General features: G+C 59.0%; 16 protein-coding genes. 4 read left to right on the top strand and 12 right to left on the bottom strand.

The features are described from left to right. Window positions 1-37: 37 nt before the first annotated feature. The gene (locus tag ACR0IU_RS14365; RefSeq protein WP_480716729.1) at window positions 38-1,147 is read left to right on the top strand and encodes a pyridoxal phosphate-dependent aminotransferase; all 1,110 of its coding nucleotides are present in this window, start codon (window positions 38-40) and stop codon (window positions 1,145-1,147) included. Between the two features lie 79 nt (window positions 1,148-1,226). Here ACR0IU_RS14365 and ACR0IU_RS14360 read toward each other — a convergent pair whose 3' ends face one another. From ACR0IU_RS14360 to ACR0IU_RS14335, 6 genes are all read right to left on the bottom strand, one after another. Further along, entirely contained in the window at window positions 1,227-2,417 is a 1,191-nt protein-coding gene (locus ACR0IU_RS14360) for a pyridoxal-phosphate-dependent aminotransferase family protein (protein ID WP_480716728.1), read from the bottom strand. Window positions 2,418-2,468: 51 nt separating this feature from the next. Further along, on the bottom strand, window positions 2,469-3,101 hold the full coding sequence (locus tag ACR0IU_RS14355; RefSeq protein ID WP_480716727.1) for a bifunctional 4-hydroxy-2-oxoglutarate aldolase/2-dehydro-3-deoxy-phosphogluconate aldolase: 633 nt from the start codon (window positions 3,099-3,101) through the stop codon (window positions 2,469-2,471). A gap of 4 nt (window positions 3,102-3,105) precedes the next feature. Then, the gene (gene edd, locus ACR0IU_RS14350) at window positions 3,106-4,911 is read right to left on the bottom strand and encodes a phosphogluconate dehydratase (protein WP_480716726.1); all 1,806 of its coding nucleotides are present in this window, start codon (window positions 4,909-4,911) and stop codon (window positions 3,106-3,108) included. A gap of 2 nt (window positions 4,912-4,913) precedes the next feature. Continuing rightward, window positions 4,914-6,359, bottom strand: coding sequence for a glucose-6-phosphate dehydrogenase (gene zwf / locus ACR0IU_RS14345; protein WP_480716725.1), 1,446 nt, complete (start codon window positions 6,357-6,359; stop codon window positions 4,914-4,916). Window positions 6,360-6,523: 164 nt separating this feature from the next. Continuing rightward, complete coding sequence (gene ptsP, locus ACR0IU_RS14340; RefSeq protein WP_480716724.1) at window positions 6,524-8,767, bottom strand: phosphoenolpyruvate--protein phosphotransferase; 2,244 nt, start codon at window positions 8,765-8,767, stop codon at window positions 6,524-6,526. 45 nt (window positions 8,768-8,812) lie between these two features. Then, complete coding sequence (locus tag ACR0IU_RS14335; protein WP_010441694.1) at window positions 8,813-10,051, bottom strand: aspartate kinase; 1,239 nt, start codon at window positions 10,049-10,051, stop codon at window positions 8,813-8,815. A 154-nt stretch (window positions 10,052-10,205) separates the two neighbouring features. On the opposite strand from ACR0IU_RS14335, the gene ACR0IU_RS14330 reads away from it, so the two are divergent. Then, on the top strand, window positions 10,206-10,562 hold the full coding sequence (locus ACR0IU_RS14330) for a hypothetical protein (RefSeq protein WP_010441693.1): 357 nt from the start codon (window positions 10,206-10,208) through the stop codon (window positions 10,560-10,562). Here ACR0IU_RS14330 and ACR0IU_RS14325 read toward each other — a convergent pair. The 5 genes from ACR0IU_RS14325 to ACR0IU_RS14305 form a co-directional block, all read right to left on the bottom strand. After that, window positions 10,556-11,194 (bottom strand): SDR family NAD(P)-dependent oxidoreductase, encoded by a 639-nt coding sequence (locus ACR0IU_RS14325; RefSeq protein ID WP_480716723.1) that lies wholly within the window; start codon window positions 11,192-11,194, stop codon window positions 10,556-10,558. The two genes, ACR0IU_RS14330 and ACR0IU_RS14325, sit on opposite strands and share 7 nt — an antisense overlap. Window positions 11,195-11,197: 3 nt before the next feature. Further along, complete coding sequence (locus tag ACR0IU_RS14320) at window positions 11,198-11,659, bottom strand: DUF1178 family protein (RefSeq protein WP_170779378.1); 462 nt, start codon at window positions 11,657-11,659, stop codon at window positions 11,198-11,200. A 71-nt stretch (window positions 11,660-11,730) separates the two neighbouring features. Next, window positions 11,731-12,213 carry an NUDIX hydrolase gene (locus ACR0IU_RS14315; protein WP_480716722.1) on the bottom strand — a complete coding sequence of 161 codons (483 nt, stop codon included), beginning with the start codon at window positions 12,211-12,213 and terminating at the stop codon, window positions 11,731-11,733. 80 nt (window positions 12,214-12,293) lie between these two features. Beyond that, entirely contained in the window at window positions 12,294-13,061 is a 768-nt protein-coding gene (locus tag ACR0IU_RS14310) for an EcsC family protein (protein WP_480716721.1), read from the bottom strand. A gap of 53 nt (window positions 13,062-13,114) precedes the next feature. Then, on the bottom strand, window positions 13,115-13,609 hold the full coding sequence (locus tag ACR0IU_RS14305) for a GNAT family N-acetyltransferase (RefSeq protein WP_010441688.1): 495 nt from the start codon (window positions 13,607-13,609) through the stop codon (window positions 13,115-13,117). Between the two features lie 72 nt (window positions 13,610-13,681). Between ACR0IU_RS14305 and ACR0IU_RS14300 the strand changes: the two genes are divergently transcribed. Continuing rightward, on the top strand, window positions 13,682-14,287 hold the full coding sequence (locus ACR0IU_RS14300) for a flavin reductase family protein (RefSeq protein ID WP_480716720.1): 606 nt from the start codon (window positions 13,682-13,684) through the stop codon (window positions 14,285-14,287). Further along, window positions 14,287-14,997, top strand: coding sequence for a CatB-related O-acetyltransferase (locus ACR0IU_RS14295; RefSeq protein WP_480716719.1), 711 nt, complete (start codon window positions 14,287-14,289; stop codon window positions 14,995-14,997). The genes ACR0IU_RS14300 and ACR0IU_RS14295 overlap by 1 nt, the downstream gene beginning before the upstream one ends. Here the strand turns inward: ACR0IU_RS14295 and ACR0IU_RS14290 are convergent. Further along, window positions 14,961-16,595, bottom strand: a complete 1,635-nt coding sequence (locus ACR0IU_RS14290; protein ID WP_480716718.1) for a SulP family inorganic anion transporter — start codon at window positions 16,593-16,595, stop codon at window positions 14,961-14,963. The two genes, ACR0IU_RS14295 and ACR0IU_RS14290, sit on opposite strands and share 37 nt — an antisense overlap. Between the last annotated feature and the right edge of the window lie 59 nt (window positions 16,596-16,654).

Below are 16,654 nucleotides of genomic sequence, written 5' to 3'. Positions count from 1 at the left end.
GCTTGCCCCGCTGCGGAGGTTGCGCTTATCTGCCGCCATGACCGGTCCTCGTTACACCCCGCTTGCCCAATCCCTGCCCGCAACCGTGCCATTTGTCGGCCCCGAAACGCAGGAGCGTCAGCGTGGCGCGCCCTTTATCGCCCGAATCGGTGCAAATGAGAGCGTATTTGGCCCCTCGCCGCGCGCCATAGAGGCGATGCAGCGGGCGGCGGGTGAGATATGGATGTATGGCGATCCTGAGAATTACAAATTGCGCCACGCGCTGGCCGCGTATCATTGCGTGGCACCCGAGAATATCGTGGTCGGCGAAGGCATTGATGGCTTGCTGGGCTATCTGGTTCGGCTGTTGGTCGGGCAAGGAGATGCGGTTGTGACGTCGGACGGGGCGTATCCCACTTTTAACTACCATGTGGCGGGGTTCAGAGGGGAGTTACACAAGATTCCCTATCGCGACGATCACGAGGACCCGGAGGCGTTGTTTGCCAAAGCGGCAGAAGTGAATGCAAAGCTGGTCTATCTGGCCAACCCTGACAACCCGATGGGCACTTGGCATTCCGGCGCGGATATCGTGGCCGCGATGGATGCTTTGCCAGAAGGCTGCGTGCTGGTTCTGGACGAGGCGTATGTGGAATGCGCCCCAGAGGGCACCGCCGCGCCTGTTACAGCTGATGATCCTCGGGTCATCCGAATGCGGACGTTTTCCAAAGTCTATGGGATGGCCGGGGCTCGGGTTGGTTATGCCATCGGTGCGCCCGGGTTGATTTCCGCCTTCAACAAAGTGCGCAACCATTTCGGTATGAACCGGGCTGCCCAAGCCGGGGCTTTGGCCGCGCTTGAGGACAGCGATTGGCTGGCGCAGGTTCAAGATCAAATTGCCGAGGCTCGAGACAGGATCGCGCAGATTGCACGGTCCAATGGGTTGGAACCTTTGCCCTCAGCCACAAATTTCGTGGCGATTGACTGCGGGCACGATGGCGTGTTTGCCAAAGCCGTTCTGGACTCGCTGGTCGAACAGGGGGTATTTGTGCGCATGCCATTCGCTGCGCCTCAGAACCGGTGTATTCGCGTGAGTTGTGGGGGAGAGGCAGAGATGGTTGCTTTCGAGGCTGCTTTGCCCAAGGCCTTGGCAAATACCCGAGCCGTTTAGGGGGGCTGTCTGCCCCCCATCGCGCTGAAGCGCGATCCCCCCAGGATATTTTTGGCCAGATGAAGACGCGGATCGTGTATTAGGTTGCCAATGCGGCAGCGGCGGCTTCAAGCGCGCCTTTGCCGCGGGGAATGTCGAGCGCGGCCATCGCCGTTTCGACGCCACCTAGCATGGCCATGACCATTTGGGCGTTTACGTGTCCCATGTGGCCAAGGCGGAAACAGCCGTCCCAGTCTTCCATTCCCAGACCGATGCCCAGCGTCAAACCCAGTTGGGTTTCGGTATAGCTGCGCAGCGGCGTGCCACGCCCTTTAGTCAGGCGGAGGGCAGTGACGGCGTGGCTTCGATGGGCCGGATCGGCGACATTGAATTGCAACGCGCCACCTTGCGCCCAGATTTCACAGGCGGCCCAGATGGCCTTTGCCAGGTGTTCGTGGCGGGCCCAGACCTGTTTGATCCCTTCGCTGTGGATCAGGTCGAGCGCGGCGCGCAGGCCGTAGAGGTGGTGTGTTGGCGCGGTGCCGTTGAAATACTGGTAGAACAGATCGGGATGCGCGCGCGGCTGCCAGTCCCAATATTGCGAGACGCGGGGCATTGAAGCGCGTTTGGCTTGCGCTTTGTCGTTGAAGAAGACGAAGCCGGTGCCTGCCGGGGTCATCAGCCCCTTTTGGCAGGCAGTCACCGTGACGTCGACACCCCAGGCATCCATCTCGAACCGGTCGCAGCCCATTGATGCGATGCAGTCGGCCATCAGCAAAGCGGGGTGGTCGAGGTCATCGAGCAAGGCGCGCAGCACCGGGATATCGTTGCGGATCGATGTGGAGGTATCGACGTGAACCGCAAGCACGGCCTTGATTTTGTGGCTGGAGTCGGCGCGCAATGCTTCGGCGATGCGCTCCAGATCCCAGGGAGAGGACATGCCGAAATCAATCAATTCGACCTTGGCGCCGATCCCCTCGGCCATCTCGGCCCAACCGTGGGTGAAGCGGCCCGAGGCCGGGGCCAGCACGGTTTCGCCGGGCGCGATCACGTTTGAGAGCGCGGCCTCCCACGTGCCATGGCCGTTGGCGATGTAGATGGCGACGTTGTGCTGGGTTCCGGCGACGCGTTTCAGGTCATGCGTCAGCGCGGGCATCATCTCAATCAATTCGCCGTCATAGATATTGGGCGACGGACGGTGCATCGCCTGTAGCACCGCGTCTGGCATGACCGATGGGCCAGGGATGGCCAGATACTCGCGCCCTTGCGCGAGGGAGATTTGGTTTGTCATGAGGGCAACCTGTTTGAATTGAGGCTTACCCTAGCGTTTCGCCCTGCGACGTCAATCCACCAGACTGGCGGCCTCGCGCGCAAGTGTTTCGATTCCAGCCCAGTCGCCAGTTTGTACCATTTGTTTGGGCGCGACCCAGCTGCCGCCTGCGCAGGCAACATTCGACAGAGACAGGTAATCGAGAGCGTTTGAGGGCGACACACCGCCCGTGGGGCAGAAGGTGATTTGTGGAAGTGGCGCTCCGATTGCTTTCAAAGCGGGCGCTCCGCCTGAGGCCTCAGCAGGAAAGAATTTCAGCATGTCATAGCCCTTTTCCAGCAGAGCCATGGCTTCACTTGCGGTAGCCGCGCCGGGGAGAAGGGGCAGGCCTTCGGCTTCGCAAGCGGCGATCAGGGCATCGGTTGCGCCAGGTGAGACACCGAATTGCGCCCCCGCATCTTTGGCGGCGCGGACGTCTTCGGGGGTGACGAGTGTACCCGCACCTACAACACCGCCGGGGACGTCTGCCATTGCGCGGATCGCATCCAGCGCAGCTGGAGTTCGCAGGGTGACTTCAAGCGCCGGGAGGCCACCAGCGACCAAAGCTTCTGCCAGAGGGCGCGCATGGGCCGCGTCGTCGACGACCAGGACTGGGACAATCGGGGCCAGCGCGCAGATCTCGCGGGTGCGTTGAGTTTTGGACATGGGGTTACACTCCGAAAATGCTGGCGCCGGTGTCGGCTGAGCCGACATTCTGACGGAAGGCGCCGAAGAGGTCACGGCCAACGCCGTGTTGGTTTGCAGTGAGGTCTGCAGTAGCAGGTGCACGGTCGAGAACGCCGGGGGTCAGGATTTCCAACTCGCCCTTTATCGCATCGACGCGCAAAATATCACCGTCCTGCAGATAGGCGATGGCTCCGCCGTCCAGCGCCTCGGGGCAAACATGGATCGCAGCGGGAACCTTGCCAGAGGCACCGGACATCCGGCCATCAGTGACCAGAGCCACTTTCTGCCCCCTGCCCTGCAGGATTGACAAGATAGGCGTCAGAGAGTGGAGCTCGGGCATGCCATTGGCCTTGGGGCCTTGGAAGCGGACGACGACGATAACGTCATCGGTGAATTCTCCGGCCTTGAACGCGGCTTTCACGGCGTTCTGGTCGTGGAACACACGCACGGGTGCTTCGACCACTTGGTGTTCGGGCGCAACGGCCGAGACCTTCATGACGCCCGTGCCCAGATTGCCGGTCAGGCGCGACAGACCACCGGTGGGCTGGAATGGATCGTTGGCGGGGCGAACGATTTTTTCGTTCAGGCTGTGGCCCGCGCCATCTTCCCAGATCAATTCGCCGTCTTTCAGTTTCGGTTCCTTAGTGTAATTGTGCAGGCCCTGACCGGCGACGGTGAGCGTGTCGGGGTGTAGAAGGCCGTCTTCCAACAGAGTGCCGATGGCAAAGCCCAACCCGCCAGCGGCGTGGAAATGGTTCACATCAGCCAAACCGTTGGGATAGACCCGCGCGACCAGAGGCACGACGGCGGAGATGTCAGAAAAATCCTCCCAGTCCAGCACGATACCACCGGCACGCGCCATGGCGATCAGGTGGATCAATAGGTTGGTGGAACCGCCGGTGGCCATCAGGCCAACGATGCCATTGACGAAAGCACGCTCATCAAGGATCTGGCAGACGGGCGTGTAGTGATTGCCCAACGCACTGAGGGAAAGGGCGCGGCGCGCACCTTCTTCGGTCAGCGCATCGCGCAGGGGCGTGTTGGGGTTGATAAAGCTGGAGCCCGGCAGGTGCAGGCCCATGAACTCCATCAGCATCTGGTTGGTGTTCGCGGTGCCGTAAAACGTACAGGTTCCAGGGCCATGATAGGCGGCCATTTCGGCCATCATAAGTTCCTCGCGGCCCACTTCTCCGGCGGCGAATTTCTGGCGAATCTTGGCCTTTTCGTCATTCGGCAGGCCGCTGGTCATGGGACCGGCGGGTAGGAAGACGGCTGGCAAATGGCCAAACGCCTGCGCGCCGATGATCAGGCCGGGTACGATCTTGTCGCAGACACCGAGAAAAACGGCGGCGTCATAAGTGTTGTGGCTCAGCGACACGCCCGTCGCCAGCGCAATCACATCGCGCGAGAAGAGGGACAGCTCCATCCCCGCCTCACCCTGAGTGACGCCGTCACACATGGCAGGCACCCCACCTGCAACCTGCGCAGTGCCACCCGCCGCGCGGATCGCGTCACGGATCAAGCCGGGGTAACGTTCGAATGGCTGATGCGCCGAGAGCATATCGTTGTAGGCGGTTACGATGCCCAGATTGCCCGCCGTGCCGGTGGCCATCGATTGCTGATCCTCACCCGCCCCCGCATAGGCGTGGGCCTGACCGCTACAGGACAGGTGCGCCCGCGCCGGGCCTTTTGACCGGGCCTGTTCCATCCTCTCAAGATGCGGGCCGCGCAGGTCAGCGCTGCGGTCGATGATGCGTTTGGTGACGTCGGATATAACTGTGTTGACCATGATTATCCTCCGATCTGACGCCAGCGACGCCCGTCACGATGCATCAGCATCAATGCTTCTTCAGGCCCCGAGCTGCCCTGATCGTATTTCGCGGGCTTGTCGCCACGCTCTTCCCAGCCGTGAATGATGGGATCAACCCAGGCCCAGGCGGCCTCGGCCTCGTCACCCCGCATGAATAGTGTCTGGTCACCTCGGATCACATCCATGATCAGGCGCTCATAGGCGTCAGGGGATTGGCCATCGTCGCCCAAAGCGTCGGCAAAGCTCATGTCCAGCGCCACATCGGACAGGCGGAACCCACCCTGCCCCGGTTCTTTGATCGTGGTGCGCAGAGTTATGCCCTCGTCCGGTTGCAGGCGGATTACCAGCACGTTGCCGTGCAAAGGGCCAACATTCGGGAAGATCGTGTGCGGTGGGTCGCGGAAGAACACCGCGATCTCGGATTCGCGCGCCCGCAGTCGTTTACCCGTGCGCAGATAGAATGGCACTCCGGCCCAACGCCAATTGCCAATATGGGCCTTGAGCGCAATAAAGCTTTCGGTACGGCTGGCAGGATTACCAACGTGATCAAGGTACCCATCGCCCCCTTTTTCGGTGCGGTATTGGCCACGAGCGATATCCTTGGGTTCCACCGGCTCCAGCGCTTCGATCACTTTGACCTTCTCATCGCGCACAGCGTTGGGTGAGAATTTCGAAGGCGGCTCCATCGCCGTCAGGCACAGCAATTGAACCAGATGGTTCTGGATCATGTCCCGCATTGCTCCGGACTGATCGTAATAAGCACCGCGCCCTTCGACGCCTACGGTTTCGGCCACGGTGATCTGGACGTGATCGACATGGGTGGCGTTCCAGAGCGGTTCGAATAGAGAGTTGGCAAAGCGCAGGGCCATCAGGTTCTGCACGGTTTCCTTACCCAGATAATGGTCGATACGGTAAATCTGATGCTCTTCGAAACAGGCGCGCAGGCCCTCATTCAATGCTTTGGCTGATGCAAGATCGTGACCAAAAGGTTTCTCGACTACGATACGACTGTCCAGCGTGGCCAGTCCCTTATCGTTCAGACGTTGTGCGATACCTGAGAAGAGACTTGGGCCGACGGACAAATAAAATGCGCGCACCACATCCGGACGCAGTGCCTCAGCCAAATCGGGCCAACCCGCATCACCCAGTGCATCAACCGGAACATAATCGACGCGAGAGAGAAAGCGATCAAGCGTGTCTTTTTTGAATCCTGGCGCAAACTCTTGCATCGAAGTACGCAGCTGTTCGCGGAACCCATCACTGTCCATGTCGGATCGGGCGGTTCCGATGATGCGCGCATCCTCCGGCATCTGGCCGACCTCGAACCGGTGATACAGGCCCGGCAGGATCTTGCGTTGCGCCAGATCGCCCGTCGCGCCAAACAAAACAAGGTCGAACGGATCAACCGGAATTACGCGTGAGACCATTGCAAGGCTCCTTTCGACTTCCCCGCCAGATTAGGCAAGGATTCAGTCCGGGACTTAACGCATGTGCGTCATAATTCATGTTATCGCTAACATTCATCGGCTGAATAAGAAACCCGAACGCAAAAATCAAGCTCGGATTTACAATCAACATCGCAGAAGGCCGGTCAGGATTGTGTCCGCAGCCAATCCATCACCGCAGTTCGCACGGATTGTTCGCCGCGATGGCGGGCATCGGCGATAATCTTGCGCACTTCCTGAAGGTTCGATCGCAGCATCAGGCTTTTGACCGGCCCGATTGAAGCGGGGCGCATCGACAGCGTCCGAATACCCATCGCAGCGAGGCACAGCGCCTCGACCGGGCGACCGGCATCTTCACCACAGAAGCTAAGCGGAGTTTCGGAAATCGCGCATCGTTCCACAATACGTTCGATAAAACTCAGAAAGCTGACGTTCAACGTATCATAACGACGACGCACCAGCTCATTCTCGCGGTCGGCGGCGAAGAAGAATTGTTTCAAGTCGTTGCCACCGATCGAGATAAAGCCCACCTCGTCAAAGAACTTCTGTGGCGCAAAGGCGAGCGAGGGCGTTTCCAGCATCGCCCCAACCTCGAGTGTTTCGGGCAAGACGTGACCCAGCCGACGTTCACGTTCGATGGTTTTCTTGACCTCCCAGCGCGCTTCCCTGAATTCATCTGCCTGCGCGACAAACGGGAACATGACCGTCAGGGGTCTTCCATCGGCGGCACGGATCAGCGCCTGTAGCTGCATCCGCATCACGCCGCGTTTGTCCAGTCCGACGCGAATCGCGCGCCAGCCCAGCGCCGGATTCGGTTCTTCCACGTGCTTCATGTAGGGCAGAACCTTGTCCGACCCGATATCCAGTGTTCGGAACACCACTCGCTTTTCGCCCGCCGCATCCAGGACCCGTTTGTATTGCGTTACAAGCTCGGATCGTTTCGGCATCTGATTGCGGATCAGGAATTGCAGCTCGGTGCGGAACAGACCCACGCCTTCGGCACCCGAGTTATTCAGTGATGGCAAATCAGCCATCAAACCCGCGTTCATCACCATGTTGATACGCGCACCATCCTGCGTCACTGTCGGCGTTTCGCGGATCGACGCGTAGCGTTCCTGCGCCTTAGCCTCCATAGCGATCTTGTCGCGGAAGGCACTGACCACGGTGTCTTCGGGTCGCAGATGCACAACGCCGCTATCCCCATCAACCAGAATGTGATCACCATTCAGTGCTTCGGTTGTGATACGGCCCACATGCACCACCAGCGGGATCGCCAGAGCGCGTGCCACGATGGTTGCATGGCTGCCAACCGAGCCTTCTTCCAACACGATGCCTTTGAGCGATCGGCCATATTCCAGCAAGTCTCCAGGGCCGATGTTGCGGGCGATCAGAATCGGATCGGGCGGTAGATCAGCCCCGTTGCCATTGCCCTGACCGGTCAGAATCCGCAGTAACCGGTTGCTGAGGTCATCCAGATCTGCCAGCCGTTCACGCAAATACGGATCGGTGACCTGCCCCATGCGGGCGCGGGCCTGGGATTGCTCTTTCTCAACCGCCGCCTCGGCGCTGAGGCCAAGGGCGATGTCTTCCTCCATCCGGCGCATCCAGCCCTTGGAGTTGGCAAACATCCGGTAAGCTTCCAAAACCTGCAACTGCTCCTTGTCGCCGCCCTGAGAAATCTCGAGCATCTTGTCTACGCCAACGCGTAGCTCTTCAACTGCCTCGGTCAGCCGCTCGCGCTCACGATGCGGATCCTCAGCGATTGGGTTGGTGACGACAACGCGTGGCTCGTGCAGCCAGACATGACCTTCTGCAGACCCTTCCTGCGCAGGTCCCCCGTTCAATTGCACCGACTGCTGATGAAGCGGTGACAAGGCTGCGCCTTCGCCCACGAACGCGCCCAGTTCGGCCATTTCAGCCAGAACCATCGCGACCACTTCCAGCGCATAGACCTCATCCGCTGAAAACTCACGCGCGTCCCGTGACTGCACAACCAGTACGCCAAGCTTCTGCCCCAGACGCTGCACCGGAACACCCAGGAACGACGAATACCGTTCCTCGCCGGTTTCCGGCATGTACCGAAACCCCTTGGCTGACGGCGCATCGGCGGTATTGACCACCTTGCCGTATTTGGCGACGCGTCCAACCAGCCCCTCACCCATGCGCATCCGGGTCTGGTGCACGGCTTCGGGTGATAAACCTTCTGTGGCGCAAAGCTCCAGCGTGTCTTCATCGCGGAACAGATAGATCGAGCACACTTCGCGTTCGGTACTGTCTGCGATCAGATGCGTGATCCGGTCAAGACGTTCCTGACCGGCGGCCTCGCTGGCCATTTCTTCGCGCAGCCGCCCCAGCAGCTTGCGAGATTCTGTTTCCGTGCCTTCCGCCATGGCCCACCCACGTTACGGTTTCAGACGGGACACGTGGCTGAAAACTCAGGCCGCCTTGTCCAGTTCAAAGGCATCATGCAGTGCCTGAACCGCAAGTTCCATGTATTTCCTGTCGATCAGGACGGAAATTTTTATCTCGGAGGTTGTAATGACCTTAATGTTGATCCCCTCATCCGAGAGAATCTTGAACATCTTGGCCGCAACGCCGGATTGCGAGCGCATGCCGATCCCCACAACCGACACCTTGCAGACATCTTCGTCAGCAACCAGTTCGGCATAGTTCAGCTCACCCTGTTCCTTGATCGCCAGCAGGGCCTTTTCGGCACGCGCAACCTGATTGGTTGGGCAGGAGAACGTCATGTCGGTACGCCCTTCGTCCGAGATGTTCTGGACGATCATGTCTACGTTGATGCCTTCATCGCTGAGTGCCGTGAAGATGATCGAGGCAATTCCGGGACGGTCGGCAACCGAGACAACGGTCATCTTTGCCTCATCCCGTGAATAGGCCACGCCCGAGACTACATTGGATTCCATGATTTCCTCCTCGTCGACGACCAGCGTACCAGCCTCGTCGGATTGTTCCTCAAAGCTTGAGAGAACGCGCAGTTTCACCTTGTAGCGCATCGCCAGCTCGACCGAGCGGGTCTGCAGCACCTTGGCCCCAAGAGAGGCCAGTTCGAGCATTTCCTCAAACGAGATCCGATCCAGCTTGCGCGCTTTCTCGCAGATGCGCGGGTCGGTGGTGTAGACGCCGTCCACATCTGTGTAGATATCACAGCGCTCGGCGTCGAACGCTGCAGCGAATGCCACGGCCGTGGTATCAGACCCACCGCGGCCCAATGTGGTGATCCGTCCTTCGGGGCTGATGCCCTGAAAGCCTGCCACCACCGCAACACGCATGCCTTCGTCAAACTTCTGAGTAATGTTCTCCGGCGGGATCTCCTCGATCCGGGCAGCCGAATGGGCGCCGTTCGTGATCAGAGGCACCTGCCAGCCCTGCCAACTGCGCGCCGGGATTTCCATTTCTTGCAGCGTCAACGCCATCAGGCCTGCGGTAACATTTTCACCCGAAGAGACAACGGCATCGTATTCTCGCGCATCATAGAGGGGCGAGATTTCATCGACCCAACCTACCAGCTCGTTGGTTTTACCCGACATGGCCGAAACGATGACGATCACGTCATAGCCCTTGGCGACCTCGACACCGACCCGTTTTGCAGCGCGGCGGATCCGGTCCAGATTGGCGACCGACGTGCCGCCGAATTTCATCACGAGTACGGGCATGAGGCCAAAGTCTCCGCGCCTTAAATTTCTGATCCCGTGCGTCTTATGCGAGGGGGGGCGTAAGGGCAAGTGGGCAAAGTCTGCGCAGCAGTGCTTTACTTTGATCGCACGTGATGTAAGCGTTCCATCAACATCTTATTCCAAGAGGATTTCCATGTTCCGCTTTGCCCTTGCCCTGACTCTGATCTCAACCGCTGCCAATGCCCAAGTGGCCACCCTGTCGGGAACGGACGGTGAGAATTCACTGGGCACGGTACCTTGCGCGGCTTTGGCGGGTGACACACTGGCCAGCTGTCCTGCCGAATTGCGCAAGCGTGAAGATGGAACCGCGACGCTGGCGGTACAGTTGAACACCGGCGAGGTGCGGCGGATCTATTTTACCAAGGGCGTGCCTGATTCCAGCAGTTCGACATCGAATCTGACATATGAAACACGCGGCGACATTATGGTAATTTTCATCGAGCCCGGAGAAGTCTATGAACTCCCCAAAGCGGCCTTGAACACTCAGTAAGGGTGTGCGCGACCGTCCCAGGTTTCAAAACAACCGGTGGTGTCGAGCGAAAGCGCCGCAAAGCGCTCGATCAGGCCATCCGCCGCTTGATCTACGCTGATCTCTGCGCTGGTTCCGCCCATATCGGTCTGCACCCAACCCGGATGATAGATTCCGACCGCGATTCCATCTGCCTGTAGATCCGACGCAAGGTTGCGACCCAGATTCAGAACCGCTGCTTTTGAAGCGCGATAGATATAGCTGCCACCGGGTGCGCGCGTATGTGATGCCATCTGAGAAGAGACAATCGCAATTCGTCCCCGCCCCGCACGCAGGTTCGGCAATAGTGATTGAATAGTCAGGAACACGCCGGTCACATTGGTGGCGAAGCTCTGCGCCCACATCTCGGCGGGATAACCGTTAAGGTCGTGTCCTTTGTCCAGATACACACCCGCATTGCAGATCAAAAGATCGATCGGGCGACCTTGTAATTGCTCGGCCATCGCCGCGTGATGGGCCGGATCTGTGACATCTAATACGATGTCGGCACTACCGTCTCGTGACGTCCCTATCACATCTTGGCCTGCGGCACGGTATTGATCCGCCAGGGTTTTTCCGATCCCCCGGTTCGTGCCAGTAATAACGATATGCATTTATCAGTTGGTCTTGCGGCTGGGGACAAACGGCAGTGGCGCGACGGGCACGCCATCTTCAATCAGTGACTGCGCCTCTTCGGGCTGTGCCTCACCATAGATGGCGCGCTCGGGCGCATCACCCAAATGTATTTTGCGCGCCTCGCTGGCGAAATCCTTGCCTACATAGTCAGAGTTTTCTTCGACCTTGCGACGCAGTTCGCTCAACACTTCTTGGATCTCGGGCGAAGGTTTTGCCATATTGATCTCATCTGTTGGCGCTGGCGTCGGCGCCGGAGTTGTATTGGCAACGGTATCTCGTGCAGGCCGAACCCGCGGTGTCATGATCGCCTTTTCCACCTGATCGCAACCACAAACGGCGCAGGTGACCAACCCGGTGTTTGCCAACTTGTCAAACGCAGCGGCTGATTGGAACCAGCTATCAAAGCTGTGGCCTTGGCTACATTTTAATGCGTATTGAATCATGGTGTTTCCAGTTTACGGTTGGCGAATAGATACCGACCAACATGGCAATATCAAGTCTTGATCTTGATCCACTAGTGCGAATGGCCGCCGAATCCGTCCAAAAGTGCAGCAAGCTCAGGGGATGACACCTTCACCGATGCTTTTTCAGGCGAATACCACTTCCTTCTGCGTTTACCGGCTTCGGGGAAACGAGTTTCCATTTGCTGTACATACAGCGGAAAAACATCGACCAGACACAACGCAGAGGCATTGTTAGATCGCTTCTTTACGTATGCAAATCTGCCCAGACTTTCAGTTCCACATTTTCCAAGCACGCCCGCCTCTTCCCAGGCCTCCCGCGCGGCAGTTTCTGGCGCAGATAGCCCGTTGATGAGCCACCCTTTTGGAATGATCCAGCGTTGCGCCCGACGGGTCGTGATCAACAAAATTTCAGGCGCACCACATTTGATGCGATAACAAAGTGCAGCAGATTGGGTAAACACAGGCAGCGCCCCGGACAGAGAAAGCCCCTCTGCCGAAAGCCTGCTAGCCACGCCACTGCGCCCGTCAAACACGGTTCATACCTACTGCTCGCTCCGCTTATGTTGCGGTTTATAAAGTGATATTTATCATATCTGGTGGAATCTGCCAAGCATTACGGGAAAGTTCCTTGCCTAAGGTCCATCCGTCCCGACAATCGGCGCACCAACTCGTCATGAGGGATGTCGGCGTCAATTGCCAATCGACGGAGCCCGAAATGCACCTGCGCGATCTGCTGATAGTAGCGGGTATAAATAAAGTTCGTGCCACCCCCGGCAAGCGCACCAAGCAGCGGTACGGACTGCGCCGCGAGCTTCTGGCCCAGCACGACCGACAATCGCGGAGCAACCAGCGCAATCAGGCGCTGCATGGTTGGCCCCGTCAGGGTCAAACGCATCGAGAAAAAGCCCAGATCAGCCCCATCATCCTCGGCCAGCGGTCCTGCGGCTGACAGCACCCGGATCGAGTCGAATTTCACGTTTTCAGCCTTCGGATCGAACCCTTCGCGTGCTGCCGCGCCTTGGATGGCACGTAGCATCATTGCTGTGGTCGCGGGCAGTTCAACCAAAGCTGTTGACACGCCGCCCAGGCCTCCGGCTGCGCCCATTGCGGTAGTCAGCGCCGTATTGACCCAAGGTTTCTGATCCGGCACCGCCCGGCGCGTGCCCTCGGCGGCATGCATGGCCAGCCAAAGCGCCTGTTCGGTGGTTTCCGTCAGGCCTTCCCGCACCGGTTTTGGCAGCTGATCCAGCAGGGATTCTGCAGACCCACCCAATTTGTTCAAAAGGTTTACCCCCGCACCACCTGCCGAGCCATAAAGTTGCGCCAGCCGGTCAAGTTCGGCCTCGGGATCGAGTTTTTCGACAAGAACAACGTCCTGCATCTGTGCCCTCCTGTTCTGAAAACATCGGCACTTTGCGGCGGGTTTTCAATGGGTCAGCGCGTCCAGCGGGTGACAACTCCTTGGATTCCAGACCAAACTCCGGGGATTAGCTCTAACCCAAGCACGCGATCCGGGTTGGTGGGTGGGGGCATCTCAACACCGGTGAGCCGATTGAAACCAAATCGCGCATAATAGGGCGCATCACCCACCAACATGACACGATCCCAGCCTTTGGCGCGCCCGGCTTCAACGCCCTGGTGGATCAGATAGCCGCCCAGCCCCTCTCCCTGATGGGTTGGATGCACGGCCACCGGACCTAGCAGCAATGCGTCGTGATCTTCTATGTGTACGGGCCAAAACCGGATCGCGCCCGCCAGAATACCCTGCCCATCGCGCGCAACCTGCGATAGCCCGGCAACCGGAGGCACGTCATCGCGCAGCCGATAGGACGACAGTGCCTCGCGCCCCGGTGCAAAGCACAGGTCATATAGTGCCTCGACCTCCCACCAGTCCTCTGGCTCTTCCGGCCTGATCCTGAATTGCTGCACGCGCGTCCTCTTTTCCTTGCTGGAATTCGCCCTAGCACTTCGATACGCCTTGGGCAAACGCTTGGAGATCTTATGTTCTATCGCCCCGAAGACGGCCACGGCCTGCCGCACAATCCCTTCAACGCCATCATCACGCCGCGCCCGATTGGCTGGATTTCAACGCGCGATGCGGTTGGAATTAACAATCTGGCCCCCTATTCCTTCTTTAACGGCGTCGCCTACACGCCGCCCCAGGTGATGTTTGCCACAACGGGCACAAAGCACGATCAGGACGGCGGCAAGGACAGCATCGCCAATATCGAGGCAACCGGCGTGTTCTGCGTGAACGTCGTAGCCCATGCGCATCGTGACGAGATGAATGCCAGCTCGGAAGGTCTGGCAAAGCACATTGACGAGTTCGCCCATGCCGGGCTGACCCCGATTGAATGCGAAACGATCGCCTGCTCGCGCGTCGAAGGCGCACCCGCAGCGCTGGAATGCAAACTGACGCGGATCGTGACCCTACCGGGTGAGGCAAATCGAGTGGTATTCGGAGAGGTCACCGGCATTCACCTGCAGGACGACCATATTCGCGATGGCAAGTTTGATGTGACCTCGTTCAATCCCCTCGCGCGGCTGGGATATCGGGACTATTCTGTAGTGACAGATTTGTTCAGCCTTTCACGACCGGATGACTGATGCCGCTGCCCGATCCTCTTCGCAGATATCCGATCTCTCTACCCGACGGCTCTAGCCTCAAAGGAACGGTATTCTTATCTCAGGCCGTCGATCATCCCCGGTTCGAGGCCGGAGCATACACGTATGCTTCAGATTTTGATGCGCCGCAGGACTGGGCGCAGCGGCTTGCACCGTATCTGTTTCCCTTTTCGGAAGAAAAACTGGTGCTCGGCAAGTTCTGCCAGATCGCTCATGGGGTAAGGTTTATCACCGCTTCAGCAAACCACGCGACCGATGGGTTGACCTGCTTTCCGTTTCCAATCTTCAATCCGGATCGCATGACAGGCTACCAACCTGACACACGTGACACGGTTATTGGGCACGATGTCTGGATCGGTTTCGGGGCGCTGATCCTGCCCGGCGCACGGATCGGAAATGGCGCAATCATCGGCGCAGGCTCGGTCGTGCGCGGTGAGGTTCCACCCTATGCGATTGTTACCGGTAATCCAGCGGAAGTTCGACGGTTCCGTTTTGATCGCCATGTTATCGAGCGGTTGCAAGCATTGCGCTGGTGGGATTGGCCCGCTGATACCATCGCACAGGCCGAAGAAGCGCTGCTCTCGGGTGATTCAACGCATTGGAGAAGATCGCTTTGCAGAAATAAGGCGGCCAATCAGGCCGCCTTTTCCGGTATTCAATGCCCACCTAGAATTCCGGTCCGAACCGAATAATCGACAGCCAGTTCGTAATCCGGGTCATCATCGCTATCGACCATCAGGTGGCCGGCCTTGTTCAGTAGCGTGTGACAGTCGCGGCTGAGGTGCCGCAGCATAACCCGCTTGCCCGCCGTCTCGTATTTGGAAGCAATGTTTTCGATGGCCTGCAGCGCGGATTGGTCCACCACACGGCTGGCGGCGAAATCGATAATGACGGTCTCGGGGTCGTTTTGTACCTCGAACAGTTCCACGAATCCTTCGGACGATCCAAAGAACAGCGGGCCCTGAATCTCATAGACCTTCGCGCCCTCTTCCGTTTCCGAGTCGCGCGTGACCGCATGGATGCGTTTCGCGTTGTTCCAAGCGTATGCCAATGCCGAGACGATCACCCCGACTACAACAGCCACCGCAAGGTCTTCCATCACAGTCACGACTGTCACCAGTACAATCACGAACGCGTCCATCAAAGGCACCTTGCGCATGATCTTCAGCGAGTTCCAGGCGAAGGTGCCGATCACCACCATGAACATCACGCCCACCAGTGCAGCCAGCGGTATTTGTTCGATCAGCGGAGAGCCGACGAGGATGAACAACAACAGGAACAACGCCGCAGCGATGCCAGCGATCCGGGTGCGTCCGCCGGATTTCACGTTAATCATCGACTGGCCGATCATGGCACAGCCACCCATACCGCCGAAGAAGCCGGTGACCACGTTCGCTGTGCCTTGCGCGATGCACTCCTGCGAGGCGCCGCCGCGTTTGCCGGTGATCTCACCCACAAGGTTCAGGGTCAGCAGGGATTCGATCAGGCCGATTGCCGCTAGGATCAGCGCATAGGGCAGGATGATTTCAAAGGTTTCCCAGTTCAGCGGAACCATCGGGATATGGAACTTGGGCAAGCCGCCTTCGATCGATGCCAGATCGCCGACGCGCGGGACGTCCAGCCCAATGCCAATGACCAGAGCGGCGACAACAAAAATCCCGGCCAGAGGCGCTGGAATGATGCGAGTGATGCGGGGCATGATCCAGATCACAGCCATCGTCAGGGCGACCAGACCCAGCATTGTGTACAACTGGACGCCTGAAAGCCACTCGCCACCGCCCATGCCGTGGCCGGTGTTTTCCATGGTTCCGGGCACTTTGAACTGGCCCAGCTGCGCCAGAAAGATCACAATCGCCAGACCGTTCACAAAGCCCAGCATCACCGGATGCGGCACAAGGCGGATGAACCGGCCCCAGTGCATTGCTCCTGCGATAATCTGCATGATCCCCATCAGCACCACCGTTGCGAACAGGTATTCGACCCCGTGCTGCGCGACCAGTGCGACCATGACAACCGCTAGCGCCCCGGTTGCGCCCGAGATCATGCCGGGGCGACCGCCGATCAAAGCAGTGATCAGACCGACCAGAAACGCCGCGTAAAGCCCGACCAGAGGGTGCACCCCGGCGACAAAGGCAAAGGCCACGGCTTCAGGGACCAGCGCCAAGGCGACGGTGAGACCGGACAGCAACTCGATCCGCAGGCGGGAAAAGGTCAATCCCTCATCCGGGACCCAGCGCAGATCGGGTTTGGCTATACGATTGGCAAAGCTTGCCAGCATGGCTCGGGGCATGGATCGGTCCTGTTGGTCGGTTTTGTTCGCGCGAAAGGGGCCTTCTAGCGGTCAAACCG

The organism is Ruegeria sp. CL5 (assembly GCF_056536485.1).
Note: the sequence above shows the minus strand (reverse complement) of the source record. Positions and strands in the feature narration are given on the sequence as shown.

Excerpts from the sequence above, each read along its gene's own strand:
- ACR0IU_RS14365 (WP_480716729.1), top strand. The coding sequence starts at position 38 with ATGACCGGTCCTCGTTACACCCCGCTTGCCCAATCCCTGCCCGCAACC.
- ACR0IU_RS14360 (WP_480716728.1), bottom strand. The coding sequence starts at position 2,417 with ATGACAAACCAAATCTCCCTCGCGCAAGGGCGCGAGTATCTGGCCATC.
- ACR0IU_RS14355 (WP_480716727.1), bottom strand. The coding sequence starts at position 3,101 with ATGTCCAAAACTCAACGCACCCGCGAGATCTGCGCGCTGGCCCCGATT.
- edd (WP_480716726.1), bottom strand. The coding sequence starts at position 4,911 with ATGGTCAACACAGTTATATCCGACGTCACCAAACGCATCATCGACCGC.
- zwf (WP_480716725.1), bottom strand. The coding sequence starts at position 6,359 with ATGGTCTCACGCGTAATTCCGGTTGATCCGTTCGACCTTGTTTTGTTT.
- ptsP (WP_480716724.1), bottom strand. The coding sequence starts at position 8,767 with ATGGCGGAAGGCACGGAAACAGAATCTCGCAAGCTGCTGGGGCGGCTG.
- ACR0IU_RS14335 (WP_010441694.1), bottom strand. The coding sequence starts at position 10,051 with ATGCCCGTACTCGTGATGAAATTCGGCGGCACGTCGGTCGCCAATCTG.
- ACR0IU_RS14330 (WP_010441693.1), top strand. The coding sequence starts at position 10,206 with ATGTTCCGCTTTGCCCTTGCCCTGACTCTGATCTCAACCGCTGCCAAT.
- ACR0IU_RS14325 (WP_480716723.1), bottom strand. The coding sequence starts at position 11,194 with ATGCATATCGTTATTACTGGCACGAACCGGGGGATCGGAAAAACCCTG.
- ACR0IU_RS14320 (WP_170779378.1), bottom strand. The coding sequence starts at position 11,659 with ATGATTCAATACGCATTAAAATGTAGCCAAGGCCACAGCTTTGATAGC.
- ACR0IU_RS14310 (WP_480716721.1), bottom strand. The coding sequence starts at position 13,061 with ATGCAGGACGTTGTTCTTGTCGAAAAACTCGATCCCGAGGCCGAACTT.
- ACR0IU_RS14300 (WP_480716720.1), top strand. The coding sequence starts at position 13,682 with ATGTTCTATCGCCCCGAAGACGGCCACGGCCTGCCGCACAATCCCTTC.
- ACR0IU_RS14295 (WP_480716719.1), top strand. The coding sequence starts at position 14,287 with ATGCCGCTGCCCGATCCTCTTCGCAGATATCCGATCTCTCTACCCGAC.
- ACR0IU_RS14290 (WP_480716718.1), bottom strand. The coding sequence starts at position 16,595 with ATGCCCCGAGCCATGCTGGCAAGCTTTGCCAATCGTATAGCCAAACCC.